Here is a 23505-nt window from a genome sequence, read left to right as displayed (position 1 = left end):
ACCATAACCAGCATAGATATCAGTGGAATTTAAAGAAGATGACTCCTGTTGAATACAGAAATCATCTTCTCGCGGCTGCCTAACTTTTTTTAAAATGTCCTTTATAAAGGGTACAGATTAATGAAGTGAAGACCTTTGTTTATTTATCATCCGCCAGTATGGCCATGAGCATATTGTACAATTGTATCCTCGTTAAGCGCCTTCTGTGTATCAGTTACATGGCTAGAATTAAACATAAATGTGAATGCAGCTGTAATCCCAATTAAGCTGAAAATTACTTTTCTCATTTTAAAGCCTCCTTCTCAAAGTTTTTTTCTTCGGCTTGATGGCTAAGGTAAAAATAGTCACTTGCTTTTGAACGGTTATTTTCTTGATGGAATAAAACTGCTAATTTTTTAGCGTATTCTTGTACGTACTCATGTAGGTTTTCTCTCTCAAAATAAAAGATTCCTGTTTCAATTGTCTTTTCTAATTCGTCAGCGGTAACTTTTTGATTTAATTTTTCTAAAATTAAGAAGTGATGTTCGTACTCTTCATTTTTAAGTTCTCTACAAACTTCTAATCCTTTATCTATAAGGTTAGAAGTTTCCTCTGAATCTCCTATTTTCATATGCTCTCTAGCCTTAATAAAGATTGCCTTATAATCTTTAGGGAGTTCATGTATTACTTCAGATAAGTAGCGTATTGCTAGTTCAGATAAATTTTGGCCAGCATACATTAATCCTAAGTTGTGACGAACAAACGTAATAAATTTTTCTTCACCTGATTTTTTAAATGTATTAATAGCTGTAATAAAGTGTTCTTCAGCTTCTTCAAATTGTTTTAAGTGCGTACAAGCCAAACCAATTAAATTATCACATAACGCAATAGTAGTCTCGTATCCTGCATGCTTTTTAAAAATCTCTTTTGCCTTAGTAGCTTCTTTGATAGCCGCCAATGGCTTGTAGATATGGTAATGGAAAGTGGGTAGTTTGAAATAAAATTCAGCATGTTCAACTTCATCTGGAATATGGTTTAATAGTTCCTCAGCTTTGTTGTAATGTTCTTTTGCATTTGTAAAGTTACCTGTAATATTTGAATGAATAGCTTTAAAGAAATGGTAGTAGTACGATAAAAATTGATCTGCAGGCACCTCTAATGATTCAACCTTATCAAAACTGTCTTTTCCAATGCTCAAACTATCAATCATATATTGATGACGAAAATCTAAAAGAGAATAGTATAAAAGGAGGTTTTGGTCTTCTTCAATATTGTGTATTTTTTGATCAATTTCAAGTTTTAATTTATGCGCCTTTCCAATATGTCTGGCACGAATTTCTATATACCAGTCATTTAACATTTTTGTGATTTACTCATTACCCTTTATCGAAGAAATCATTATATAATCCTCCATCCTATAGAAATCTACTAATGTTATATATTACCATTGTAGCAAAATACTCTTTGTATTTAACTATTTTATATTTATTTTTCAATAAAATTCAGAAAAACCAGTTAATTAAAGATATCTCACTTATATTTTAAAAGAAGATATCTATTTATATATCTGAGAATAGTACAATTGAGGTAAATGACCATGAATATCTAAATGTAGAAGTATTAGAAGAATTCCATCAGGGAGAGGATCATAATTTATTTACGGTAAAAGGGGAAGAAAGAGACATGCTGCAGCAGTTAGAGATAGATGGATTTAATTTTGAAGATGTTGATTGGCGATACCTTAATCTATTGGATAACGAAATTATGAGTAGTACGGATGCAATAGCCTTTCTTGTATTACATTCGGCTTGTGAACTGAAAAACGTAAGTTTTTCAGTGGCCTCTCTCATAGGTGTCTTTTTCTAATGTCATACACACTTTGCGTTGCTTGTAAATTGTTATAATTTGGAGAACTCGCATCAAATAAACCAATTAATTGTTGTTCATATAATTCAGGGCTTTCTGGTGCATTTTTTAATGCTTCTTCTTTTGCTAATTTAAATAATAGCTCTTTTTGTTCTTCAGACATCTCATCTAAAGACGGGATCTCAAAACCTTCTAAACTCTCAGAGTTAGCAAAGCTAGACTGATATACTTTTTCCTCTGATTTAACGTTTAACACATTATTATTTGGAGTAGCTGCATGTGAAACTCCTGGTAATACAGCACCCACTCATAATGTACCCGATAAAGCGACAACTGAAACCTTTTTAAAATTCATAATACGCCTCCATCTCCTGACTACACACAGATTTTCTATTTTTTTCTGTAAAACCTAATATTAGATTCGATAGAAATTAAATACAAGTCTGGTTGTCTATATGTTTTTCTGGTACAATTAACCTGTAAAGAAATGTAAACTTCACAAAGTGTAAGATTGATAAAAAAGCTGAAAAAAACAAAAGAAACCGTGAAATTTAATGAAGAAGGTAAGAAGATGGCACTAGAGCAAGTAAAACAAAATCCATTGGTTAGTGATGCTCATATAGAAGTAAACGGTAAAACAATTGTTATGGCTGTTATTTTAGGGACAGCAGTCAACAAAGAAACTGCTAAAGAAATTGGAGATAACTTTGTGCGTAATTTAGGAACATTTTCTGGAGGAAAGCCACCAGAAAAATATTACTATGGAGAAATCTTCGATAACTATGATCTACAAATTGGTGTAGGTACTGGTCCAGATAATATCATTGTTCAAGGTGCTAAAGTAACAAGCGCTAAAAAAATTACCTGGTAACCAAGTCAAAGATTGGGTATTACAGCATCAAACGGTGTTACAATGATGTTTAGCATTAGCTGGATCTGTATTAATGTTCCGTCGCAAAATATGACAAAATAGTTGTAACTGAATCTGTTATGATGGTTTCGGAAATCTTACATTTTACATAACTGGAGGAACAAACAACATGAACAAAAAAGCTTTATTTGGATTTTTAAGTACTATCATTATCGCTATTATTTGCATCAACATTTATGTAATAAAGAATAATAAAAACTCACTATTTGAATCAAATGATACTGAATATGAATTACAGGATCAAGAAGACACAAATGATGATAGCTCTTATGAAGGGATACAAAGCACCAGTGATGAAACTGATGTAGAATTACCTACAACTGATTATAAATCATCACGTGATACACACATCCCGAATGATGATTCGGCAAACTATAACATCCATGGGGAATATAAGTCTGTCGGAGAGATGACTCAAGAAGAGATTCGAGCAGAAGCTGAAGAAATGCTTAAAAATGCATTAGAAAGAGATGGAATAAAATAACAAAAATATAGATTAGATTCAACTCGACGTCCACCAGATATTGAATTTGATTGTACTCCTATTAAAACTGAAGAGGCAAGCTAATCAAAAGCAAGAGAATTGATGTTTTCATATACTCATTTCTCTTGCTTTATATTTATGGGTGGTTCTAAAAAGAAGGAATGGTTGCCGTACCCATATATACAATATTCATTTGTACATACGTCCAAAATGGACTTGTCCTATGAGTTCATTTGCGATGTAACTCGAAAGCTGCCTGCATGTGCGTTTAAATGAGTAAAAAATGGCGTATATGTAGTGAAGACGAAATGATGTTGAAATCTCCTTCTTACCGAAACAAATCATGACAATTTTTAGGGAAGGAAAGTGAATGATTACTGTCGAAGGGAGTAGAAACAGATCAAAGGTGGTGCTCTCATGCAGAAGAAAGAGGTACATACATGTTCGTATTGTGGATCGAATGATATTGGAGAAGGTGAGTTTGTTGGCTATGCTCAAATAAGAAAAAAAGAAACGATGTTCACCTCCTCTCCAGTAGACGCCTATATTTGTACAGATTGCGGAAGCGTATTGCTATTAAAAGTGCGAAACTATCAAAAGTTTAAACAAAAGCCATTATGATAAATAGAAGAGGGTAATATGTAGCATTTCTTGATAGAATGTTTTCACTTCAAATGATTTATAAAAATATGAAATGATAACAGATTCACAAGATACATATTGTTAAAAGAGGGTGTGGAAGAGCTCTCTTTTTTATTTATCCCGCTATTTTAGGGCAGTAAGAATCCTGCCTCAAGACGCAGAAAGAAGCAAGGAAGATAGGTGGGAGATGAACTGCCCGTAACAGCCCGATTGGTTAGGGCTCATAATCAGTGGGGATGAAGAAAACCTCACTGATTAAAGTTTCACTTTATTTCCAAGGGAATAATTTCAGAAAATTTAGCAAAAAACAACTTTTATTTTGTTGAATTTGATATAATGATCAAAAATGGAAGCGTTTTAATGGAGGGTGAGATACGTATGATGATGAATGTACCATTAACAATTCATTCGATGATGGAAAGGGCAGAAACATTATTTCCAAAGAAAGAAATTATTTCTCGTACACATGATAGGGTTACCACGTTAACGTATAAACAAATTGGAGAACGAACGCGAAGGCTTTCTAGTGTATTAAAGAAATTGGGAGTAAACGAAGGAGAACGAATTGGAACGTTGGCATGGAATCATCATCGACATGTGGAAGCATACTTTGCTATTCCTGGTATTGGTTCTGTATTGCACACAATTAATATTCGTTTATCTCCCCAGCATATTTCTTATATAGTCAACCATGCCGAAGATCGAATTTTACTTATTGATGAAGATTTGGTCCCGCTTGTGGAAAAGATACAAGGAGAATTATCGACTGTACAAGCATATATCATTATGACGGATAAAGAGGAAATACCAGAGACTTCATTGACGCCTGTATATCATTATGAGCACCTTCTCGCTGAAGGAAATCCGAAGCATCAATTTTTAAAAGAAATTGATGAAAATATGCCGGCTGGTATGTGCTATACTTCGGCAACAACAGGAAATCCAAAAGGTGTTGTATATACGCATCGTAGTACAGTGCTTCATTGTATGGCGCTTGGATTAGCTGATACAGCAGCGCTATCGGAAAGCGATGTGGCAATGGCGATTGTGCCGATGTTTCATGTGAATGCATGGGGATTACCATTTGCGGCAACGTGGTTTGGAACGAAGCAAGTTTTGCCTGGTCCGATGTTTACACCGAAAATTTTACTGGAAATGATTCAAAAAGAGAAAGTGACAGTAGCAGCTGGAGTACCTACAATTTGGCTTGGTGTTTTGCAAGAATTAGAGCAACATGACTATGATTTATCGAGTATGAGCCGGATTTTATGCGGGGGAGCTGCGGCACCCAAAAGTGTAATCGCAGCATTCGAACAGAAATATCACGTTCCTTTTGTACACGCGTATGGTATGACAGAAACGAGCCCACTTGTAACACTTGCAAGGTTAAAAAGTTATGAAAAAGATTTATCATATGAAGAGCAACTTGAAATAAGATCAAAACAAGGATATCTTGTGCCGGGAGTTGAAATGAAAATAGTTGGAGGAAATGGAGAAGTGAAATGGGACGGGAGTGAGATGGGAGAACTTTGCTTACGTGCACCGTGGATTGCTGCAAGTTACTATAAAGATGAGCGTACAGCGGAAGGATTTCGTGATGGGTGGTTATATACGGGGGATGTTGTAACGGTAGATGAAGAAGGATGCGTGAAAATAGTAGATCGAACAAAAGATGTGATTAAAAGCGGGGGTGAATGGATCTCATCTGTAGATTTAGAGAATGCACTTATGGCGCATGAAGCGGTGTTTGAAGCAGCAGTTGTTGCAGTTCCCCATCCTAAGTGGCAAGAGCGACCTGTTGCTTGTGTCGTACGAAAACCAAATCGTGTCGTAACGAAAGAAGAGTTATATGAATTTTTACAACCGCAATTTGCGAAGTGGTGGTTACCCGATGATATTGTATTTATGAAAGAAATCCCAAAAACATCAGTAGGGAAATTTTTAAAACAAGCATTGCGAAAAGAATTGAACAAGAAATAAATGTATGTTATCGGTACTTGAACTGGGACTTCGATGTGAGATACCGAGTATGACAATTTATTTAAAAAACAGAATACTAGCAAAAAATCCATAAACAGAAAAGGATAGCGACGTACTATCCTTTTTCAATGGTGTATTAAATGGTTTCCTTCAATGCTTGAACAAGTTGCTGTAAAAATTGTTCGCCTGAAATGAGGGCTTTTCCGCCACCGCGAGCACTTTTCGGATTTCCGCCACCTTTTCCTTCAATCGTAGGGAGAGCGTCTTTTAACATATTGTTCATACTTATATTGATAGATTTCCCGCAGGCAAGTATACATTGTAATTTATCCTCATTTTCAGTGACAAAGTATGTAATTGTATTTTCGTTTTGTTCTGTAATAATGGCTGATAATTTGGCAATTTCCTGCATAGAACGATTGCTGAAAGCTTTCGAAATGAGCATGCCAACATGTGTATCAGCTGCTTCTTGCAATAGATCATTTGCTTCTATAACAAGTAACTTTTCACGCATCACTTGTAATTCTTTTTCACTCTCTTTTTGAGAGGTAATGAGCTGATGTACTTTACGTGGAATATCATTTTCACCACTGTTTAATTGTTTGGAAACCTCTTTTATTATTTGTTGCTGATGTCCCATTAATTTTATAGCTCGCCAGCCTGCAATAAAACTTAAGCGAATGCCACCTTTGTTACGTTCCCAGCCAATAATATGAATGGGTCCAACTTCTCCCGTATATTTCGGATGTGTTCCGCCGCAGCCGTTATAGTCAAAGTTTTCAATGATGACAACGCGTATATTTTCATAGAGCAATGGTTCTTTTCTAAGAGGTAATTGTTTTGCTTCTTCTAAATTCATCCATTTAATATGGATAGGATGATTTTCTAAGACAATTTGATTTGCAATACGGAGCGCTTCAGTAGCTGTTTCCGCAGAAAGGGTTGGCGTGTCTAAATCAATTGTAACCGTTTCTGCCCCCAGGTGAAAGCCAATTGTAGGGATATTAAAATGATCCCAAAATGCAGCTGATAAAATGTGCTGAGCTGCATGCTGTTGCATATGATCGAATCGGCGGTTCCAATCAATTTTTCCAATTACTTCTACTTCATGTAATTCTTCAGATATGAAGTGGCGGATTTCTCCGTTGATTTCCTCTACATTTGTCACAGAGACATTATTTAATGTACCTATATCATGAGGTTGCCCGCCACCAGTTGGATAAAAAGCCGTTTCAGTTAAAGTAACATAGCGATTTCCTTCATGATCCACCTCTTGCTTTCTTATTTTTGCTGCGAAAGATTGTTGATAAGGATCGCTGTAATATAATTTTTGTTCCAATGTAATACCCCTTTCGTATTCATTAATTTCATTGTAAAGCAATCCGAATAAGTTTCCTAATATTTCAGAAGAAAAAACATTTTTTAGAATTTTCTTGCTATAATAAGAAAAAGAGTATACGGAGGTGGATGGCATGTTGTATGACGATGGCGTAGATAAATTGATTCGTCTCAATACAAATATATCTGAACTATATAGAGAATTACATGAAATGACCCGTACGTTAGCAGAGTGTAATCGAGGAAGTGTCACGTTTGATAGATTGTATGTGAAGGAATTGTTGTGGAAAAAGGAAGATATAGTAACTATGTATGATCGACTTCTCGTCCAGCTTTGTATTAATGAATGTTTCGACTTAAAAAGCGTGATTACTGGTGAATATAAATATACTTATGAAGAAGTAGAACATGCTGTTACTGAATTTAATGAAAAATATAATATGAATATTTTGATTCAAGAAGTTTGTAAAGAATTGCAGTTTACATATGGAGTAGATATGGATATAACGAGAGCAGCTCGAGTGTAGAGAGAGTTATCATAAAAAATGAGGAAAGAAAGTCGCTGTTTGTGTTCTTTTCTCATTTTTTTAACAATAAAGGAAGAGTTATTTTGGTATTTGTGTTGCTTTGAAATAAAGTTTAATTACAATGTATCAAATATTTTAGCCCATATTCTTTAAGTCCTCCATACTAATAAGAATATAGAAAAATACGTCTATTTAGCGTTGACCCTTGTTATGTAGATTCTGTTAAGATATATTCCCTATCCTGTCCTTAGCGTATTTTCTTTAAAAAGTTCACATTATGTACAAAAAATAAAAGGTGTTTTCATGAGATAATATAAGTTGTATGATAATGCGAATTTTAAAGATGGTGGGGATGGTAAAATATGACGACATGGTTTATCGTGATGTTGGTTGTGTTTGCTGCTTTTAAAGTAGTAGTGGCGAGTATTCCAACATCTGTTGTGGAGTCTTTAATCAGTAAGTTTGAATTGCATCCGCAACTTAGTGAAGACGTTACAAGTATAACTCTAGATGGGAAACAGATAGAAGGAGAAGAGAAGAAGTGCATCATTCAAGAGTTTAATGAAGCAATCTTTTTAGAGAAGTATTATTTTCCTCCAAGTGCAGAGGGAACACCATTAATGATTCAAACAAAGACAGGAAAAACAAATGTTACATTTTTCATCTATCGTTATGATGATCATATTGATGTAATTAAACAATATAAGAAAAAAGTAGTAGGGTATAGCTTGCGTTCGAAAAAACTTCAGAATCCTGCGATGTTAGTAACGGAAGGTGCGATATAAAGTGAGACTTTAATCAGTGGGAATTTTCTTCATTCCCTGCTGATTATGAGCCTTTACGAATCGGGATTGCTACAAACAGTACTACGTCCAATTCACTTCTCTTTTTCTCTCCGAATAGCCTTACTTGCCCAAAAATAGCAAGATAAAAAAGGATTCCTTATGTTTTAGGAATCCTTTTTTATCTTGCTTTCTAGGAAAATCATGATGATATAGTATAGGGAACACATCTCTGTAAGAAGGTTCAATATTCATTGGAAAAAAGAACTTTTTTTTCATGTGGATTTGCGATTTCATTTTTAGATATATGAATGGAAAGAAAACCATTCTCTATACAAGCTATCATTTTTTTGTAAACGATACTGGCCGGTAAAAAAATCGTTCTTTGTAAGGGAACATTTTTTTTGAAAATACAAATGTTTAGGCCTGTCTCCATCTTTTTTATAAATACATTTTGTTCTGTCACATTTGGTACATCTGTTTCTAAAATGTATTCTTGCTCTGTTTCACAAAGATCAATATGAATATAATTTGGAAAATTACAGTTGAGGTAGGAACCAGAGCAAAACTGATCCATCCATTCTTCAAAACCATCAACACGAAAAAGACAATTCTTCTTTTTCTTGCTCATGACCAATACCCTCCATAACGTCTCAATTCATACTATGATATGCATGAATAAAAGAGAGGTGAAAGGTAACATGGAACGTTTCCCACTATCTTTACATAAACTTCTAATGAAGAGTTTCTATGTTTTTGCCCAAGCAAAAATATCTATTTTTTTCTTTGATCAGGAAGCCTTTTCGCCATATTTAAAATAAAGTGAAACTTTCATCAGTGTGGCGAGAGTTCCTCACTGATAGAAGTTTCACTGCAATAAGATTATCGATTATATAAATATTTGTTACATATCATGATGTGCGTGATGTTTTTGTCTTGAGTGATTTCGATTTTTCACTTTATGTGACCCGCTTAAAGGTTCAGGTTGTCCAGATGGTTGTCCTTTTTTTGAATTTTGACGAATAGACTTACTATTGTTTTTTTCCACGGTTCGTTCACCTCCTTTTCTATTTAGAATAAGAGAACTTTACGAATTTATACGAGAATGTTTTTAAGAAAAAGGGTAAAGATAAGTGGGACGAACTATATGTAGAAAGGAGAAAAGCTATGCCATATCATAAGGACAAACAACAAGCTTTTCAAGCAGCGCAACAAGGGGTTGTACAAGCGGAACATATATTCAATAATATTGTGAAAAATGACCCGAATTATGGTCATGATTTAAAACAACTTCATCAAGAAGTACAAGAAGCATATGAACAAATTCAAAATGCGCTTGAAGTAGCGTCTGAAACGCAGCGTCCACAACTTAAACAATATGAAAGTCATTTGCAAAATATTATGCGAGAAGTGGATCAGTTAGAGAAGTGAAGAGGTTGTTGTCGTTTCAGCAACCTCTCTATTAGGAACACATATGTTCAGACGAAAAACTGCCAATATTATTATTTGTTTTATTAGTTTTATACATATATGTCAAGTGGACGAAGTACAAGCAAGTTTGTTATTAAGAAAAGAGTTGGAACCTACTGGCTATGTAACGTGGGAAGTTCCAAATAAAGAGAAGATTATCGCTATTACATTTGATGATGGACCAGATCCGATATATACGCCGCAAGTATTACAATTACTGCGTCAATACAAAGCGGAAGCAACTTTTTTTATGATTGGATTTCGAATTCAACGAAACCCTTATTTAGTGAAGCAAGTATTAAAAGAAGGACATGAAATTGGTAATCATACAATGAATCACTTATACGCAAAAAGAACGCAGAGTGAAAAAGTAAAAAATGATATTTTAGAGGGAAAGAAGTACTTAGCGAAGTGGATAAAAGAACCTCTCCTCTTTCGTCCACCTGGTGGGGAAATAAATGATACCGTCTTTACTACCGCAAAAGAAGCAGGATATCAAATTGTATTATGGTCATGGCATCAAGATCCGCGTGATTGGGCGAATCCAGGTACCGCATCTATTGTGAACCATGTTTTGAAAAATGCGAAGAGTGGAGATATTGTCCTGTTACATGATGGGGGGAGTGACCGTAGCCAAACAATAGAAGCGCTGGCGAAGATCTTACCAGAGCTTCAACAAAGAGGATATCGCTTTGTGAAGGTATCGGAACTATTGCGTTATAAGCATTAAAAAGCTCCCAAAAGGATTATCTTTTGGGAGTTTTCGTTACTGATTTTTTTTCCTCTTTTTATTATTTTGACGCTGAGCAGCTGTTAATGGTTCATTTGCGAATTCTTCGTTATAACCAGTACCTTGTCCTTGAGCAGAAGCGGCGTTCATTCCTGGAATAATATGATTGGCTTTTCGTTTACCCATTTCGTTTCACCCCTAATCGTATTTGTACATATAGTAATGAGTCATAAAGCAAAGTATGAAACAAAAAGCTTTGCTTTGTAATTATAGTATTCATAAGGAGAACGAACACTATTCAAATTTCATGAGATAAAGAAAACTTATAAAAAACTATAAGTTTCTTATTATTTACTTATTTAGAAAGTTGTAATAAGATATTATCGTAAGGTATTGAAAAGTTCGTCTACATTTTATATTCAGACAACTTAGTCATGTTTAACAGGGGGGAAACATAATGGTCAAACATAATCCATTTCAATCTCGTGCAACATTTGAAGTAGATGGGAAAACGTATCATTATTATCAATTGAAAGCGCTTGAAAATGCAGGGGTGGGTAATGTATCACAATTACCTTATTCAATTAAAGTTTTGCTTGAATCTGTACTTCGTCAAGTTGATGGACGCGTTATCACGGAAGAGCATGTTACAAACTTAGCGAAATGGGGAACACAAGATGTGAAAGATATCGATGTTCCATTTAAGCCATCTCGTGTAATCTTACAAGACTTCACAGGTGTACCTGCTGTTGTAGATTTAGCTTCACTTCGTAAAGCAATGGCAGATATGGGTGGGGATCCTGATAAAATTAACCCTGAAATTACTGTAGATCTTGTTATTGACCACTCAGTACAGGTTGATAGAGCGGGTACGGCAGACGCGCTTGAATTCAACATGGATTTAGAGTTTAAACGTAATGAAGAACGTTATAAATTTTTAAACTGGGCACAAAAATCATTTGATAATTACCGTGCTGTTCCACCAGCAACAGGTATTGTACACCAAGTAAACCTTGAATATTTAGCACCGGTTGTGCACGCGGTGACAAATGCTGAAGGCGAATTAGTTGCATACCCTGATTCATTAGTAGGAACAGATTCTCATACAACAATGATCAATGGTATCGGTGTTCTTGGATGGGGCGTTGGTGGTATTGAAGCGGAAGCAGGAATGCTTGGACAACCATCATACTTTCCAGTACCAGAAGTAATCGGTGTCAAATTAACTGGAACACTTCCAAGTGGTACAACAGCGACAGACATCGCGTTAAAAGTAACACAAGTGTTACGTCAAAAAGGTGTAGTTGGAAAATTTGTTGAGTTCTTTGGTAGCGGATTAAAGAGCATGCCGCTAGCTGACCGTGCAACAATTTCAAATATGGCACCGGAATATGGAGCGACGTGTGGTTTCTTCCCAATCGATGAAATTTCATTAGATTATTTACGTCTAACAGGAAGAAATGAAGAACAAGTTCGTCTTGTAGAAGAGTATTGTAAAGCAAATGGTTTATTCTATACAGCGGATAGTCAAGATCCAATTTATACAGACCTTGTTGAAATCGATTTAAGTAAAATTGAAACAAACCTTTCTGGTCCGAAACGTCCGCAAGATTTAATTCCACTTTCAAATATGAAAGAAGAGTTCCGTAAAGCTGTTGTAGCGCCAGTCGGAACACAAGGACTTGGATTTACAGAGCAAGAATTTGATAAAGAAGTGAAAGTTGAATTAAATGATCAAGAAGTAACGATGAAAACAGGTGCGATTGCAATCGCTGCAATTACAAGCTGTACAAATACATCTAACCCATATGTATTAGTTGGCGCTGGTTTAGTTGCGAAGAAAGCAGTTGAAAAAGGTATGAAAGTACCTGGTTATGTAAAAACATCATTAGCACCAGGATCTAAAGTTGTTACAGAATACTTAGATAAATCTGGTTTAACAGATTATCTAAATCAATTAGGTTTCCAAACAGTTGGTTATGGTTGTACGACATGTATCGGTAACTCTGGACCATTAGCGCCAGAATTAGAAGAAGCTATTGCAGCAAATGACTTATTAGTAACATCTGTCTTATCAGGTAACCGTAACTTTGAAGGCCGTATTCATCCACTTGTAAAAGCAAACTATCTAGCATCACCACCACTTGTTGTGGCATATGCGCTTGCAGGTACAGTTGATATTGACCTGAAGAAGGATGCGATTGGTAAAGATGCAAGTGGTAACCCTGTTTACTTCAATGATATTTGGCCGTCGGCAAAAGAAATTGAAGAAGTGGTAAAAAGTGTTGTTACATCTGAACTGTTCAAGAAAGAATATGCCCAAGTATTTAATAGCAATGAACGTTGGAATGAAATTCAAACTTCAAATGAAGCATTATATACTTGGGATGAAAATTCAACATATATTCAAAACCCGCCATTCTTTGAAGGGCTATCTAAAGAACCAGGTGAAGTTGAAACATTATCAGGTTTACGTGTAATCGGTAAATTTGGAGATTCCGTAACAACAGACCATATTTCACCAGCAGGTTCAATTGGTAAATATACACCAGCAGGACGTTATTTGTTAGAAAATGGCGTACAGCCAGTTGACTTTAACTCGTATGGTTCTCGTCGTGGTAACCATGAAGTTATGATGCGTGGTACATTTGCAAACATTCGTATTAAAAACCAAATTGCACCAGGAACAGAAGGCGGTTATACAACATATTGGCCAACTGGTGAAGTAACATCTATCTATGATGCTGCGATGAAATATAAAGAAGACGGAACGGGTCTTTTAGTTATTGCTGGTAAAGATTATGGTATGGGAAGCTCTCGTGACTGGGCTGCGAAAGGTACAAATCTTTTAGGCATTAAAGCAGTAATTGCAGAAAGCTTCGAACGTATTCACCGCAGTAACTTAGTCTTAATGGGGGTACTACCACTGCAATTCAAAGAAGGCGAAAGTGCTGAAACTTTAGGTCTTGTTGGTAATGAATCATTTGAAATTCAAATCGACAAAACAGTAAAACCACGTGACATTGTAAAAGTAGTGGCGATTGACCCAGACGGAAATGAAAAACAATTTGAAGTAGTAGCACGTTTTGATAGTGAAGTTGAAATTGACTACTACCGTCACGGTGGTATTCTACAAATGGTTCTTCGTGAAAAATTAGAAGAATCTAAGGTGTCAAACTAAGAAAAAATAGAATTTATATTTGTGAAACAGGGGCATAAATGTTGCCCCTGTTTTGCTTTATTCAAATGAATTTTTTCTTGTAAAACAAAACTATTTTCTGAAATTTGCGTCATATTAATGGTGGGCATGTTATGTAGTGGAGCATCGTGTGTTGTAGAGACCGGAACCTCTTTTTCTCTATCAAAAAATATAAGAACGAAAATGAGACAAATGAAACAAATACGCATATAGCGTAGTTCTTTTTACTAATTGGATGTTCTCCCAGACTATATCCATCCTTTCTTATTTTTACAAACTAGGGGGTATTGTCGTTGTATAAAAAGTGAGGATACCAAGTGCAGTGGATAAAAGAAATGATACTAAAGCGGTATAAAGACAAATGCGACCAACCTTCCGTTTTTCAAGGCTTTTACTGAAAAAAGATAGATGATCCTGATAGGAAAAAAGAGAAAGCTGAGAATATATAAAACTATTTTTTCTAAAGGGTACATGAAAATCATCCTTTCTTACGCTTTTATCGAGAAACAATAAAAATATATTGATAATTGATAATAAATTAGTTATGTTTAAGATGGGAGGGATGGAAATGAAAAGTGAAAAAATCTATCGTATATTGCAATTTTTTACGACATTAGCAATTCTATATATGACTTTTATTAGCGTCTTTTTGGCGTTTGGTATTTTTGTTAAACCGAAATGGTTTACAATGTCACCTGGTTTAGGGGGATTAGCAATTGAAGCGAGAAATTTTCAACTTCCTTTATGGATTGCTATCTTTATGTTAATTATGATGGGGCTGAATATTTTCTTACTTTGTCAAATAAGAGCTTTTTTCCGTAATTTAGTTCGCAATCAATTTTTTATTATAGAAAATGCGCATTATATGAGAAACGTTGGTTTTATTTTCCTCATTTTGTGCGTGCTAGAAAATATTCATCATAATGAGATTTCTAAAATGATGTTTTTATTTTTTAAGCAAGAACCGGAAGGAGTCATCAATAAACTTATTACAAAACAGTATTTTATCTTTCCAAAAGAAAGTTGGGTAACAAGCTTAGAAAATGGTCAATTACTGTATTCGCTGCATCTTAATATGGGATTGTTCTTTGCTGGAATTGCACTCCTTTTATTGAGTAAAATTTTTAAATATGCTGTTCAAATCGCAGAAGAAAACAAACTAACGGTTTAGGATTTTTAAAATGATACGAGTAAATTTAGATGTTGTGATGGCAAAAAGAAAAATAACACTTGGCGAATTAGCGAAAAGAGTCGGAATCACGAATAGTAACTTATCCATATTAAAAACGGAAAAAGCAAAAGCTATTCGCTTTTCCACATTAGAAGCTCTTTGCAAGGAGTTGCAATGCCAACCTGGTGATATATTAGAATACATTGAAAAGGAATAAAGTTGAACCGTATTAAAACAGTCGTTTATCCCGCTATTTTAGGGCAGCCCGATTGGTGAGAGCTCATAATCAGTGGGGGATGAAGAAAACCCCCACTGATTAAAGTTTCACTTTATTTGAAAGACTGTTTTTCGTCTTATATAAAAGGAAAAACAAAAAAGAATGAGAATAAGAAAATATAGGAACGTGAATAAACATAATGTGTTCATAGAAGGTGAAATGTTTATAATAAATTTCATTTTCAAAATATATATTCCTATTATAGGATAAAAAGGAAAAAATTCATAATGTTATTGTGATTATCGTTTGTTTCAAGGGGAATATTTCTAAGTTTGTCCGTGTAAGCTAAATATAAATAAAATCTTTGGTTGAAATGGATCTATAACGAGAGAATGATAAGGATGATGTATATGTGGCGAAAGATTATTATTGGTGCTGTATTACTTTGCTTAGCGAGTTATGCTTTGTATGAGCAGTTTAAACCGAATGAAAAGCAAGTAAGTAAAGGGCAAGTAAAGAGCGAAACAACAATGAAAGATATGGTCGCTCAAAATGGAATTGAAGTTGGGAAGGCTGCGCCTCATTTTGAATTGGCGAAGTTAGATGGTACGAAGGTAAAATTATCAGATTTAAAAGGAAAGAAAGTAATTGTGAATTTCTGGGCAACATGGTGCGGTCCTTGTCAGCAGGAGATGCCAGATATGGAAGCTTTTTATAAGAAGCATAAGGAAGATATAGAAATTCTTGCAGTAAATTATACAGTTTCAGAACTAGCGAATGGGACGGAGAAGGTTAGACAGTTTGCAGAGGAAAAAGGTGTTACATTTCCCATTTTACTGGATACAGATATAAGTGTTACGACGAGATATAAAGTTATCACAATTCCAACTTCTTATTTTATAAATACAAAAGGTATCATACAAGATAAATTTATTGGGCCAATGACACAAAAAGAGATGGAGAAACGTGTTGCGAAATTAAAATAGTGAAAAAGACAGAATTGATATCAGATCGGTTCTGTCTTTTCTTTTTCAAGAAAAGATTTGTTCATGATATGATATAGGAAATAAAAATAATCAGTAAGGGGAGTATGTTGTGGGATATGTATCTTTACCAGCAAATTATGTTGTAATTGATTTTGAGACGACAGGTTTTCACCCATATAACGATCGGATCATTCAAGTAGCCGCAGTTCGATATCGCAATCATGAATTAGCAGACCAATTTGTTTCATTCGTAAATCCAGAAAGATCGATACCGAGTCGAATCACAAGCTTAACAGGAATTACGAACTATCGTGTTTCAGATGCACCAACTGTTCAAGAAGTGTTACCGTTATTTTTAGCGTTTTTAGGTAACGATACAATTGTTGCCCACAACGCCTCTTTTGATATGCGTTTTTTAAAAAGTAATATGAGCAGATTTCAATTAGGAGAGCCGAACAATAAGGTGATTGACACAGTACTTTTAGCTAAAAAATATATGAAACACGCTCCAAACTTTAAGCTGGAAACATTAAAAAGAATGCTGGGTATACGATTAAGTTCCCATAATGCACTGGATGATTGTATAACATGTGCAGCCGTTTATCAACAGTGTGCAAATATGCAAGGGGACGGGCGAAAGAGTCTGAAAAAAGAAGTAATGGAAGAAGAGACTGTATATACGCTCATAAAAGAAATGCTAATAAAGAATAATCGTACAGTAGAGTATATTCGTTATGTAAGTACCGGTAATTATTTAGATATAAAAGCTTTTCAGTTAATTGCGAGAATGAAAGTGAAAGGGCGAAAAAAATATGTATTAACAGAAAAAACAGAACGAGAAATACAAGCAATCTGCGCGGATTTAAAATGTGAACCAGCTTTAAAAAATGAATTAGGTATAACGAGAATTATGGTTGAAAGTTTAGAGGATGTCATGAAATTAGAAAGTTATATTTTAGCTCGGTATGATTTCCTACTACAAGCTGCACAGGAGTACAATGAAATATAAGTAGATACAAAAAATCCATTCCGAGAATGGCTTTTTTGTATTATAAACTTTTCTGCGCTAAAACAAAAAATTTTCTTGCAAATCTGATTAAAGAGATTTCGGTTTGTTCATACTATTAGCAAGAATGAGTAGGAGAAAGGATGAACAACATGAGAAGAAATCGCCGGAAAACATTTGAAGAACTTGTAAGGGAAAATAAGCGGCAACTATTAAGCGATCGTGATGCAATTGATCGGATTGAAGAAAAGATTGAGAAGCGTTATGAGATGGAACTTTTTAAGCAGGCTGAATAATTCTTATTACTCGTATGATACTAGTAATAAGGAGGCGATAGTTATGGGTAATCCAAAAAAGAATTCGAAAGATTTTGTACCGAACCATATCGGAACGCAATCGAAAAAAGCTGGTGGAAATAAAGGGAAACAAATGCAGGACACGACTGGTAAACAACCGATTGTGGATAATGGTTAAAGAAAAAGGAGGATGTTTTCATTCTCCTTTTTCTTTATGTATATATTTCATGTTATATAGGAACAACTAATAGAGTATGTATACTTTACTAGGAGGGAAGAAATATGTCAAATCAATATCAACCAAATCCAGATGATCGCAGCGATAATGCGGAAAAGTTACAGGAAACGTTGCAAAATACGATTGATAATTTTAATGAAGCAAAAGAAACAGCAGAACTTTCTAGTGAAAAGGATCGCGCTGTTATTGAGGCGAAAAACGAGAGACGTTTAGAAAGTATAGAATTCTTGAAAAATGAAATAAAAGACGAATCTTAAACAATGAAAAAGGCTGACAAAAGTCAGTCTTTTTTAGTGATGGTGAAGTTCTCCACTAATAAGCGCCAATTTTGCGGAAAAGGTAGACCGATTTTCCAATAGCTAATACCGCGTATACCTAGTTCTTTTATTAGATTGAATTTACTTTGAATAGAGCGAGCGTCCTCAAACCATACTTCATGTTGCACACCGTTTTCGTTAAAGTAATTGAAATGAGGTGCTTGTGCAGTGAAATCATATCGAATCGGTACATTGTATTTACGTGCAAGAGAAACCGCAGCGATAGAGCTCACTGCTTTAGCAGGAGGATTGCCTTCTTGAAATGGAAGGGGCCAGTCAAAGCCATATAGATTTTGTCCCATCATAATTTTATGAGGGGGCATTTGTGATTTGGCGTATTGGATGACTTGTCTGACAGGGCCAATAGGAGAAATGGCCATTGGTGGTCCTCCTTGCCATCCCCAGTCATAGGTCATAATGACGACAAAATCAACAATTTCTCCTTGTGCCTTATAATCATGCGCCTCGAAAAACTTTCCTTTTTGTTCTGAACTTGTTTTTGGGACAAGTGTCGTACTCAACGTATATCCTTCAGGTAATCGTGTTTTGACGTTTCGTAAAAAACGATTATATGCTTCTCGGTCTTCTGGAGCGACATTTTCAAAATCAAAGTGAATGTCGCGCATGCCATATTTTTCAGCTGTTTGAAGAATATTTGTAATAAACCTATTTTGAATTGTAGCACTTCTTAAAAAGATAGATGCTAATTCCGAACTGAAATTTCCATTTTCGATATTTGTAATGACGAGCATGGGAATTGTTTGGCCTTGTCTAGCAAGTTCAGCAATTCTAGCCGTTTCCGTCGGTTCTTTTAAGGTTCCATCTCTCTGTGGTTCAAAACTAAAATAAGCTAAGTATGTTAAATATGGGATAACAGCTCGCGTAGCATTCACTAGGCTTTCTTTAATCGGGATTGTCGATGGTTGTAAATAGGCAATAGATTCTACTGCTCGTTTGGAGCCTTTCGGTACATATAGTTGTTGTCCGACATGTAAAATAGATTTTAATGATAGATTATTTACTTTTGCTAAGCTGGCAAGGGGGACATTATACGTTTGTGAAATTTTATAAAGGCTGTCTCCTGGCTGGACATAATAATTATTTCCTTTCGTATTTACAATAAGTGCCTGGCCGACAACGAGTGTCTCGGCAGGGTTCAATCCATTATCTTTTACAATTTCTTCAGGTGTCGTTCCATATTTCATGGCTAAGCTATATACGCTATCGCCGCTACGAACAGTTACAATTTGAATCATATACGTGCTCCTTTCGGTGAAAGATCCATCGTTTTTATTTTATTTTTGATTCTCCTGTATTATGATTAAATGTATGTGAGGAAACAGAAGTGAGAAGGAGATAGAGATATGTTTGTAGCTGAACAAGAAATTGAGATTCGCTATGCGGAAACTGATCAAATGGGTGTTGTGTATCATTCTAATTATTTAGTATGGCTAGAGTTAGGGCGTACGAAATTAATACAAGATTTAGGATTCTCATATGTTGAAATGGAGAAAGACGGGATTATTTCTCCTGTCTTAGACTTACAAATTTCATATCGTAAAGCAATGCGTTATGGAGAAAAAGCAATTGTAAAAACATGGGTTGATTCTGTAAGTCCGCTCCGTGTTATATATGGGTATGAAATTTATAACGGTGATGGAGATCTTTGCATTACAGCAACAACAACAAATATTTGTGTTAAGAAAGAGGGGTTTCGACCAGTATCCCTTAAGAAACTATATCCAGAGTGGTATGCAAAATATGAAGAAATTAAGAGAAAATAAAAAACGTGGCATTTGCCACGCTTTTTTTTATTTCTCGTAATGAAATTGTGGAAAGGCATCGTCTTTGTTAAAAGTAACGGATAAATTATGACCATCAAAGTACCATTCATCATCACTTTCAATAAAGAATGTAATTCCTTCTTCTTGAATTTCAACAGCAGGTTGTGCCGGCTCGTCTTTACGTATACCTAAAGAAAGCCCTTTTTGCACTGTACTACAACCACCGTATTGTACGAAAAAGCGAATTGTATCGCCAGATTGTAAGTTTAATTCTTCTTTGTACCAAGTTGCAGCTTCTTTTGTTACAGAAAGATTCATATATAGTTCCTCCAAATAATATGGGTTTTATATTAGTATAAAAAATAACGCAAAAAGACGCTATTAATATGCTTTGCGTTTTCTTTTTGCGTTATGTGGGTTATCATCTTACTTTTGTTTCTTTGTAAAATTTGCCTTTGGTTCAGTTTTATTTATAATTCGTCCAATATTTGCACGATGTCTATAAATTACCATACCAGCTAATAAACACATTGCAACAATAAAGATTTTATCCCCATTCACAATTGATGCGATAACAGCTGCGATTGCTGTCACCATAGAAGAAAGAGATACATATCTCGTTGTAAATAGAAGGGTGAAAAAGACAACAGCTAATATTGCAAAAATAATGGGTGCATAACATAATAGTACCCCAGCAGAAGTGGCAACTGCTTTTCCACCACGAAATCTTGCGAAAATTGGATATACATGTCCAAGAACAGCGGCTAATCCAAACAAAAGTGGATGGATATCTAAGCTGAAAATAAGCGGTAAGCCTGTTGCTAATGTCCCTTTTAAAATGTCGGCAATTGTAACGATAAAACCGGCTTTTTTCCCTAATGTACGAAATGTATTCGTTCCTCCTAAATTTCCGCTGCCATGCTCGCGAATGTCGATTCCATAACCAATCTTTCCAACTACAAGTGCAAATGGAATCGAACCAAGTAGATAGGCCACGATTAATAAAAGGTATGTAATAAACATAAGTTCAGTCTCCTTTATTCAAATGTGTTGATAAAGGGTAAAAAGAGTTTTTCCCGTATATTGTACCATACATTTGTAAAGAGCACATTTCTTTTTTGTAAAATGATTCGTCAATGTTTCTTAAAAAACTTTCACAGGAATGTTACATTTCTCGCAGAATCATCCGAACTATATGTTGTATCATTTAGTTAGATTGGTAACAAGATATAGTTGGAGGGTTCGGTAATGATAACAAAAAGTATACGTGAAGAAGAACTTATGAAGGTTTTTGAAACAATTGTCCATGGTCATGAACAGGATTTAATGCAAGAAAATGCAAATGTCGATGGCCGATCTCCGATGGGGATGATGGGAACATTGGCTTCAGAGAGTGCAAAATATTATGCAGTAGAAACGTTATTATCTGATCAAGTGAGAAAAGCGATTAAGCAAAATATATTATATCCACATGATTTAGATTTTTATGTGACAGGTACGACAACATGTTCACAAATTCCATTAGCACAAATGTTGGAGAATGGATTTCATACAGGACACGGTCATATGAGAGAACCGCAAGATATAAAAAGTGCATTGGCGCTTGCTTCGATTATTTTTCAGGCTAATCAAAATATGCAGCATGGTGGACAATCGTTTGCGCTATTTGATGTTGATTTAGCGCCGTATGTAAAAAAAACATTTGAAAGAAATAAAAAACGATTAGAAAAATATCCATTACAAGCGGAACAAATAGAAGAGTTTGCATGGAAAGAAACAGAAAATGATACGTACCAAGCATGTGAAGCGTTTATTCATAATTCCAATAGTATGCATAGCCGAGGTGGTGGACAAGTACCGTTTATTTCTATTAATTACGGAACAGACACATCAAAAGAAGGAAGACTATTAATTAAACAATTGTTACGGGCAACGCAAGCGGGCTTAGGGGCAGGAGAAACACCCATTTTTCCTATTCAAATTTTTAAATTAAAAAAAGGTGTGAATTTTGAAGAGAGTGATCCGAACTATGATTTATTTGAATTAGCGTTAGAAACGACAGCAGAGCGATTATTTCCGAATTTCTCATTTTTAGATGCACCGTTTAATGCTGCTTATTATGATGGAAGTCATGAAAGTGAAGCGTGTTATATGGGGTGTAGAACTCGTGTGATGGCTAACATTCATGGGGAGGAAAATGCAATTGGAAGAGGAAATCTCTCTTTTACATCTATCAATTTAGTGAAATTAGCATTGATTAGTGGATCAAAAGAAGCTTTTTTTGAGGTATTACAGTATTATCTAGATCTTGGTGTTCGTCAACTGCTAGAAAGATTTGCTTACCAATGTACAAAAAAAGCAAGAGATTTTCAATTTTTATATTCACAAGGCGTATGGCGTGGGGGAGAGAAGTTACAACCTGAAGATTCTGTAGCTGAAATCTTAAAACAAGGTACGCTTAGCATCGGTTTTATTGGTCTTGCGGAATGTTTAGTTGCTTTAACTGGTAAACACCATGGAGAAGATGAAGGTACTTGGCAACTTGGGTATGAAATCGTTCGGTTTATGAGACAGAAAATGGACGAGGCAACAGAGAAATACAATTTGAATTTTTCGTTAATCGCAACGCCGGCCGAAGGACTTTCTGGAAAATTCGTGAAAAAGGATCGAGAAGAGTTCGGGAGTATAAATGGGGTAACCGATCGTAATTACTATACAAATTCATTTCATATTCCGGTGTATTACCCTATTCAAGCTGTGAAAAAAATTCGATTAGAGGGGCCTTTTCATGCACTGTGTAACGGGGGGCATATTACGTATATTGAATTAGATGGTGCTGCTGTTCATAATGTAAAAGCATTAAAACAAATTGTACAAGCGATGTCGCAGTATGGAGTAGGATACGGATCAATCAATCATCCTGTGGACCGTTGTAAGTGCTGTGGTTATCGTGGTGTAATTGAAAATGAGTGTCCAAGTTGTGGGAACGAAAATGAACATGAAATCGAAAGAATTCGTCGTATTACTGGGTATTTAGTAGGAGATATGTCGAAGTGGAATAGCGCAAAGCGTAGGGAAGAAGCGGATCGGGTGAAGCATAAATGAGAGTAATGAACATGATTCATGATAGTGTAGTAGATGGAGAAGGATTGCGGACAGTCGTGTTTTTTGCGGGCTGTCCGCATCGTTGTGTTGGTTGTCATAATCCTCAGTCTTGGAATATTTGTAATGGGACAGAAATGACCGCAGAAGAAATTATAAAAGAGATTGTCAAAAATCCGCTTACTGATGTAACATTTTCAGGTGGAGATCCATTCCTTCAAGCTGCAGAAGTAAAAAAAGTAGCAAAAGGGGTAAAGGATTTAGGGAAAAATTTATGGATTTACACAGGTTATACATTAGAAGAGATACAGAACTCTCAAAATAATGATATGATAGAATTGTTACAGTATGGGGATGTTCTGGTCGATGGGAGGTTTCAACTCGATAAAAGAGATTTAACACTTCCATTTCGCGGAAGCTCCAATCAACGTATTATTCGATTGAAAGAGTAAAAAGGCGG

Annotated in this window: 30 protein-coding genes and 3 pseudogenes; 21 read left to right on the top strand and 12 right to left on the bottom strand. The window is 35.3% G+C overall.

The genetic code is table 11. The features are described from left to right. On the top strand, positions 1 to 83 hold an 83-nt coding region (locus MR056_RS18715; protein ID WP_242136635.1), incomplete at its 5' end, for an IS3 family transposase. Positions 84 to 146: 63 nt separating this feature from the next. Here the strand turns inward: MR056_RS18715 and MR056_RS18710 are convergent. Beyond that, the gene (locus tag MR056_RS18710; protein ID WP_012094722.1) at positions 147 to 287 is read right to left on the bottom strand and encodes a hypothetical protein; all 141 of its coding nucleotides are present in this window, start codon (positions 285 to 287) and stop codon (positions 147 to 149) included. Beyond that, positions 284 to 1339, bottom strand: a complete 1056-nt coding sequence (locus MR056_RS18705; RefSeq protein WP_012094721.1) for a Rap family tetratricopeptide repeat protein — start codon at positions 1337 to 1339, stop codon at positions 284 to 286. Before MR056_RS18705 ends, MR056_RS18710 begins: the two co-directional genes overlap by 4 nt. Before the next feature lie 200 nt (positions 1340 to 1539). Here MR056_RS18705 and MR056_RS18700 point away from each other — a divergent pair. Beyond that, positions 1540 to 1764, top strand: a pseudogene (locus MR056_RS18700) (helix-turn-helix domain-containing protein); the annotation flags it as partial. A gap of 61 nt (positions 1765 to 1825) precedes the next feature. On the opposite strand, the gene MR056_RS18695 reads toward MR056_RS18700, so the two are convergent. Further along, positions 1826 to 2152, bottom strand: coding sequence for a hypothetical protein (locus tag MR056_RS18695; protein WP_012094720.1), 327 nt, complete (start codon positions 2150 to 2152; stop codon positions 1826 to 1828). A gap of 264 nt (positions 2153 to 2416) precedes the next feature. Between MR056_RS18695 and MR056_RS18690 the strand changes: the two genes are divergently transcribed. The 4 genes from MR056_RS18690 (at position 2417) to MR056_RS18675 (ending at position 5882) form a co-directional block, all read left to right on the top strand. Continuing rightward, positions 2417 to 2716: a hypothetical protein gene (locus tag MR056_RS18690; protein ID WP_012094719.1), complete on the top strand. Its 300-nt coding sequence runs from the start codon at positions 2417 to 2419 to the stop codon at positions 2714 to 2716. 169 nt (positions 2717 to 2885) lie between these two features. Beyond that, positions 2886 to 3260 (top strand): hypothetical protein, encoded by a 375-nt coding sequence (locus MR056_RS18685; RefSeq protein WP_012094718.1) that lies wholly within the window; start codon positions 2886 to 2888, stop codon positions 3258 to 3260. A gap of 417 nt (positions 3261 to 3677) precedes the next feature. After that, positions 3678 to 3881 carry a hypothetical protein gene (locus MR056_RS18680; RefSeq protein ID WP_012094717.1) on the top strand — a complete coding sequence of 68 codons (204 nt, stop codon included), beginning with the start codon at positions 3678 to 3680 and terminating at the stop codon, positions 3879 to 3881. Positions 3882 to 4280: 399 nt separating this feature from the next. Beyond that, positions 4281 to 5882: a long-chain fatty acid--CoA ligase gene (locus tag MR056_RS18675; protein WP_012094716.1), complete on the top strand. Its 1602-nt coding sequence runs from the start codon at positions 4281 to 4283 to the stop codon at positions 5880 to 5882. Positions 5883 to 6018: 136 nt separating this feature from the next. On the opposite strand, the gene MR056_RS18670 is transcribed toward MR056_RS18675, so the two are convergent. Continuing rightward, positions 6019 to 7221 (bottom strand): alanyl-tRNA editing protein, encoded by a 1203-nt coding sequence (locus MR056_RS18670; RefSeq protein ID WP_242136634.1) that lies wholly within the window; start codon positions 7219 to 7221, stop codon positions 6019 to 6021. A 133-nt stretch (positions 7222 to 7354) separates the two neighbouring features. Here MR056_RS18670 and MR056_RS18665 point away from each other — a divergent pair, with 133 nt between their 5' ends. Together MR056_RS18665 and MR056_RS18660 are read left to right on the top strand one after the other, a co-directional pair. Next, complete coding sequence (locus tag MR056_RS18665; protein ID WP_012094714.1) at positions 7355 to 7747, top strand: hypothetical protein; 393 nt, start codon at positions 7355 to 7357, stop codon at positions 7745 to 7747. 362 nt (positions 7748 to 8109) lie between these two features. After that, complete coding sequence (locus tag MR056_RS18660) at positions 8110 to 8532, top strand: YfmQ family protein (protein WP_012094713.1); 423 nt, start codon at positions 8110 to 8112, stop codon at positions 8530 to 8532. A gap of 241 nt (positions 8533 to 8773) precedes the next feature. On the opposite strand, the gene MR056_RS18655 is transcribed toward MR056_RS18660, so the two are convergent. Then, positions 8774 to 9160, bottom strand: a complete 387-nt coding sequence (locus tag MR056_RS18655; protein ID WP_012094712.1) for an Hsp20/alpha crystallin family protein — start codon at positions 9158 to 9160, stop codon at positions 8774 to 8776. A gap of 273 nt (positions 9161 to 9433) precedes the next feature. After that, the gene (locus tag MR056_RS18650) at positions 9434 to 9577 is read right to left on the bottom strand and encodes a small acid-soluble spore protein P (protein WP_012094711.1); all 144 of its coding nucleotides are present in this window, start codon (positions 9575 to 9577) and stop codon (positions 9434 to 9436) included. A 119-nt stretch (positions 9578 to 9696) separates the two neighbouring features. On the opposite strand from MR056_RS18650, the gene MR056_RS18645 reads away from it, so the two are divergent. Both MR056_RS18645 and MR056_RS18640 read left to right on the top strand, forming a co-directional pair. Further along, positions 9697 to 9960, top strand: coding sequence for a hypothetical protein (locus MR056_RS18645; protein WP_012094710.1), 264 nt, complete (start codon positions 9697 to 9699; stop codon positions 9958 to 9960). Between the two features lie 43 nt (positions 9961 to 10003). Next, the gene (locus MR056_RS18640; RefSeq protein ID WP_012094709.1) at positions 10004 to 10729 is read left to right on the top strand and encodes a polysaccharide deacetylase family protein; all 726 of its coding nucleotides are present in this window, start codon (positions 10004 to 10006) and stop codon (positions 10727 to 10729) included. 36 nt (positions 10730 to 10765) lie between these two features. Here the strand turns inward: MR056_RS18640 and sspO are convergent, their stop codons facing one another. Then, complete coding sequence (gene sspO / locus MR056_RS18635; protein WP_048723958.1) at positions 10766 to 10915, bottom strand: small acid-soluble spore protein O; 150 nt, start codon at positions 10913 to 10915, stop codon at positions 10766 to 10768. Positions 10916 to 11186: 271 nt separating this feature from the next. Between sspO and acnA the strand changes: the two genes are divergently transcribed. Then, a complete protein-coding gene (gene acnA / locus MR056_RS18630; protein ID WP_012094707.1) occupies positions 11187 to 13910 on the top strand; it encodes an aconitate hydratase AcnA in 2724 nt (907 codons plus the stop codon). A 74-nt stretch (positions 13911 to 13984) separates the two neighbouring features. Here the strand turns inward: acnA and MR056_RS18625 are convergent. Continuing rightward, a pseudogene (locus MR056_RS18625) lies at positions 13985 to 14175 on the bottom strand (YmzC family protein); the annotation flags it as partial. Between the two features lie 23 nt (positions 14176 to 14198). Further along, positions 14199 to 14401: pseudogene (locus tag MR056_RS18620) on the bottom strand (hypothetical protein). A gap of 95 nt (positions 14402 to 14496) precedes the next feature. On the opposite strand from MR056_RS18620, the gene MR056_RS18615 reads away from it, so the two are divergent. From MR056_RS18615 to tlp, 7 genes are all read left to right on the top strand, one after another. Continuing rightward, on the top strand, positions 14497 to 15099 hold the full coding sequence (locus tag MR056_RS18615; RefSeq protein WP_012094706.1) for a DUF2975 domain-containing protein: 603 nt from the start codon (positions 14497 to 14499) through the stop codon (positions 15097 to 15099). A gap of 10 nt (positions 15100 to 15109) precedes the next feature. Further along, complete coding sequence (locus tag MR056_RS18610) at positions 15110 to 15316, top strand: helix-turn-helix domain-containing protein (protein WP_012094705.1); 207 nt, start codon at positions 15110 to 15112, stop codon at positions 15314 to 15316. A 410-nt stretch (positions 15317 to 15726) separates the two neighbouring features. Next, the gene (locus MR056_RS18605; RefSeq protein ID WP_242136633.1) at positions 15727 to 16302 is read left to right on the top strand and encodes a TlpA family protein disulfide reductase; all 576 of its coding nucleotides are present in this window, start codon (positions 15727 to 15729) and stop codon (positions 16300 to 16302) included. 109 nt (positions 16303 to 16411) lie between these two features. After that, positions 16412 to 17311 carry a 3'-5' exonuclease gene (locus MR056_RS18600; RefSeq protein WP_012094703.1) on the top strand — a complete coding sequence of 300 codons (900 nt, stop codon included), beginning with the start codon at positions 16412 to 16414 and terminating at the stop codon, positions 17309 to 17311. Between the two features lie 149 nt (positions 17312 to 17460). Then, the gene (locus MR056_RS18595) at positions 17461 to 17604 is read left to right on the top strand and encodes an FbpB family small basic protein (RefSeq protein WP_081428436.1); all 144 of its coding nucleotides are present in this window, start codon (positions 17461 to 17463) and stop codon (positions 17602 to 17604) included. Positions 17605 to 17647: 43 nt separating this feature from the next. Then, positions 17648 to 17782 carry an acid-soluble spore protein SspN gene (sspN, locus tag MR056_RS18590; RefSeq protein ID WP_012094701.1) on the top strand — a complete coding sequence of 45 codons (135 nt, stop codon included), beginning with the start codon at positions 17648 to 17650 and terminating at the stop codon, positions 17780 to 17782. Between the two features lie 104 nt (positions 17783 to 17886). Further along, a complete protein-coding gene (tlp, locus tag MR056_RS18585) occupies positions 17887 to 18099 on the top strand; it encodes a small acid-soluble spore protein Tlp (protein ID WP_012094700.1) in 213 nt (70 codons plus the stop codon). Between the two features lie 23 nt (positions 18100 to 18122). On the opposite strand, the gene MR056_RS18580 is transcribed toward tlp, so the two are convergent. Further along, positions 18123 to 19415, bottom strand: coding sequence for a glycoside hydrolase family 18 protein (locus MR056_RS18580; protein WP_012094699.1), 1293 nt, complete (start codon positions 19413 to 19415; stop codon positions 18123 to 18125). Between the two features lie 108 nt (positions 19416 to 19523). On the opposite strand from MR056_RS18580, the gene MR056_RS18575 reads away from it, so the two are divergent. Beyond that, complete coding sequence (locus MR056_RS18575; RefSeq protein ID WP_012094698.1) at positions 19524 to 19943, top strand: acyl-CoA thioesterase; 420 nt, start codon at positions 19524 to 19526, stop codon at positions 19941 to 19943. A gap of 27 nt (positions 19944 to 19970) precedes the next feature. On the opposite strand, the gene MR056_RS18570 is transcribed toward MR056_RS18575, so the two are convergent. Together MR056_RS18570 and plsY are read right to left on the bottom strand one after the other, a co-directional pair. Beyond that, the gene (locus tag MR056_RS18570) at positions 19971 to 20261 is read right to left on the bottom strand and encodes a HesB/YadR/YfhF family protein (RefSeq protein ID WP_012094697.1); all 291 of its coding nucleotides are present in this window, start codon (positions 20259 to 20261) and stop codon (positions 19971 to 19973) included. A gap of 108 nt (positions 20262 to 20369) precedes the next feature. Beyond that, a complete protein-coding gene (gene plsY / locus MR056_RS18565) occupies positions 20370 to 20966 on the bottom strand; it encodes a glycerol-3-phosphate 1-O-acyltransferase PlsY (protein WP_012094696.1) in 597 nt (198 codons plus the stop codon). Positions 20967 to 21191: 225 nt separating this feature from the next. On the opposite strand from plsY, the gene MR056_RS18560 reads away from it, so the two are divergent. Both MR056_RS18560 and nrdG read left to right on the top strand, forming a co-directional pair. Further along, positions 21192 to 23048 (top strand): anaerobic ribonucleoside triphosphate reductase, encoded by a 1857-nt coding sequence (locus tag MR056_RS18560; protein WP_048723955.1) that lies wholly within the window; start codon positions 21192 to 21194, stop codon positions 23046 to 23048. After that, positions 23045 to 23497, top strand: coding sequence for an anaerobic ribonucleoside-triphosphate reductase activating protein (nrdG, locus tag MR056_RS18555; protein ID WP_012094694.1), 453 nt, complete (start codon positions 23045 to 23047; stop codon positions 23495 to 23497). Before MR056_RS18560 ends, nrdG begins: the two co-directional genes overlap by 4 nt. Positions 23498 to 23505: the final 8 nt, after the last annotated feature.

This window comes from Bacillus cereus group sp. BfR-BA-01360, assembly GCF_022663595.1.
Lineage (GTDB): Bacteria > Bacillota > Bacilli > Bacillales > Bacillaceae_G > Bacillus_A > Bacillus_A cytotoxicus.
Note: the sequence above shows the minus strand (reverse complement) of the source record. Positions and strands in the feature narration are given on the sequence as shown.

What these genes read in the sequence shown, in the direction of transcription:
- MR056_RS18680 (WP_012094717.1), top strand. Translation starts at nt 3,678, where the DNA reads ATGCAGAAGAAAGAGGTACATACATGTTCGTATTGTGGATCGAATGAT.
- MR056_RS18690 (WP_012094719.1), top strand. Translation starts at nt 2,417, where the DNA reads ATGGCACTAGAGCAAGTAAAACAAAATCCATTGGTTAGTGATGCTCAT.
- MR056_RS18575 (WP_012094698.1), top strand. Translation starts at nt 19,524, where the DNA reads ATGTTTGTAGCTGAACAAGAAATTGAGATTCGCTATGCGGAAACTGAT.
- MR056_RS18610 (WP_012094705.1), top strand. Translation starts at nt 15,110, where the DNA reads ATGATACGAGTAAATTTAGATGTTGTGATGGCAAAAAGAAAAATAACA.
- MR056_RS18570 (WP_012094697.1), bottom strand. Translation starts at nt 20,261, where the DNA reads ATGAATCTTTCTGTAACAAAAGAAGCTGCAACTTGGTACAAAGAAGAA.
- MR056_RS18605 (WP_242136633.1), top strand. Translation starts at nt 15,727, where the DNA reads ATGTGGCGAAAGATTATTATTGGTGCTGTATTACTTTGCTTAGCGAGT.
- MR056_RS18665 (WP_012094714.1), top strand. Translation starts at nt 7,355, where the DNA reads ATGTTGTATGACGATGGCGTAGATAAATTGATTCGTCTCAATACAAAT.
- acnA (WP_012094707.1), top strand. Translation starts at nt 11,187, where the DNA reads ATGGTCAAACATAATCCATTTCAATCTCGTGCAACATTTGAAGTAGAT.
- tlp (WP_012094700.1), top strand. Translation starts at nt 17,887, where the DNA reads ATGTCAAATCAATATCAACCAAATCCAGATGATCGCAGCGATAATGCG.
- MR056_RS18655 (WP_012094712.1), bottom strand. Translation starts at nt 9,160, where the DNA reads ATGAGCAAGAAAAAGAAGAATTGTCTTTTTCGTGTTGATGGTTTTGAA.
- MR056_RS18710 (WP_012094722.1), bottom strand. Translation starts at nt 287, where the DNA reads ATGAGAAAAGTAATTTTCAGCTTAATTGGGATTACAGCTGCATTCACA.
- MR056_RS18645 (WP_012094710.1), top strand. Translation starts at nt 9,697, where the DNA reads ATGCCATATCATAAGGACAAACAACAAGCTTTTCAAGCAGCGCAACAA.
- nrdG (WP_012094694.1), top strand. Translation starts at nt 23,045, where the DNA reads ATGAGAGTAATGAACATGATTCATGATAGTGTAGTAGATGGAGAAGGA.
- sspO (WP_048723958.1), bottom strand. Translation starts at nt 10,915, where the DNA reads ATGGGTAAACGAAAAGCCAATCATATTATTCCAGGAATGAACGCCGCT.
- MR056_RS18580 (WP_012094699.1), bottom strand. Translation starts at nt 19,415, where the DNA reads ATGATTCAAATTGTAACTGTTCGTAGCGGCGATAGCGTATATAGCTTA.
- plsY (WP_012094696.1), bottom strand. Translation starts at nt 20,966, where the DNA reads ATGTTTATTACATACCTTTTATTAATCGTGGCCTATCTACTTGGTTCG.
- MR056_RS18705 (WP_012094721.1), bottom strand. Translation starts at nt 1,339, where the DNA reads ATGTTAAATGACTGGTATATAGAAATTCGTGCCAGACATATTGGAAAG.
- MR056_RS18560 (WP_048723955.1), top strand. Translation starts at nt 21,192, where the DNA reads ATGATAACAAAAAGTATACGTGAAGAAGAACTTATGAAGGTTTTTGAA.
- MR056_RS18615 (WP_012094706.1), top strand. Translation starts at nt 14,497, where the DNA reads ATGAAAAGTGAAAAAATCTATCGTATATTGCAATTTTTTACGACATTA.
- MR056_RS18595 (WP_081428436.1), top strand. Translation starts at nt 17,461, where the DNA reads ATGAGAAGAAATCGCCGGAAAACATTTGAAGAACTTGTAAGGGAAAAT.
- MR056_RS18640 (WP_012094709.1), top strand. Translation starts at nt 10,004, where the DNA reads ATGTTCAGACGAAAAACTGCCAATATTATTATTTGTTTTATTAGTTTT.
- sspN (WP_012094701.1), top strand. Translation starts at nt 17,648, where the DNA reads ATGGGTAATCCAAAAAAGAATTCGAAAGATTTTGTACCGAACCATATC.
- MR056_RS18660 (WP_012094713.1), top strand. Translation starts at nt 8,110, where the DNA reads ATGACGACATGGTTTATCGTGATGTTGGTTGTGTTTGCTGCTTTTAAA.
- MR056_RS18685 (WP_012094718.1), top strand. Translation starts at nt 2,886, where the DNA reads ATGAACAAAAAAGCTTTATTTGGATTTTTAAGTACTATCATTATCGCT.
- MR056_RS18675 (WP_012094716.1), top strand. Translation starts at nt 4,281, where the DNA reads ATGATGATGAATGTACCATTAACAATTCATTCGATGATGGAAAGGGCA.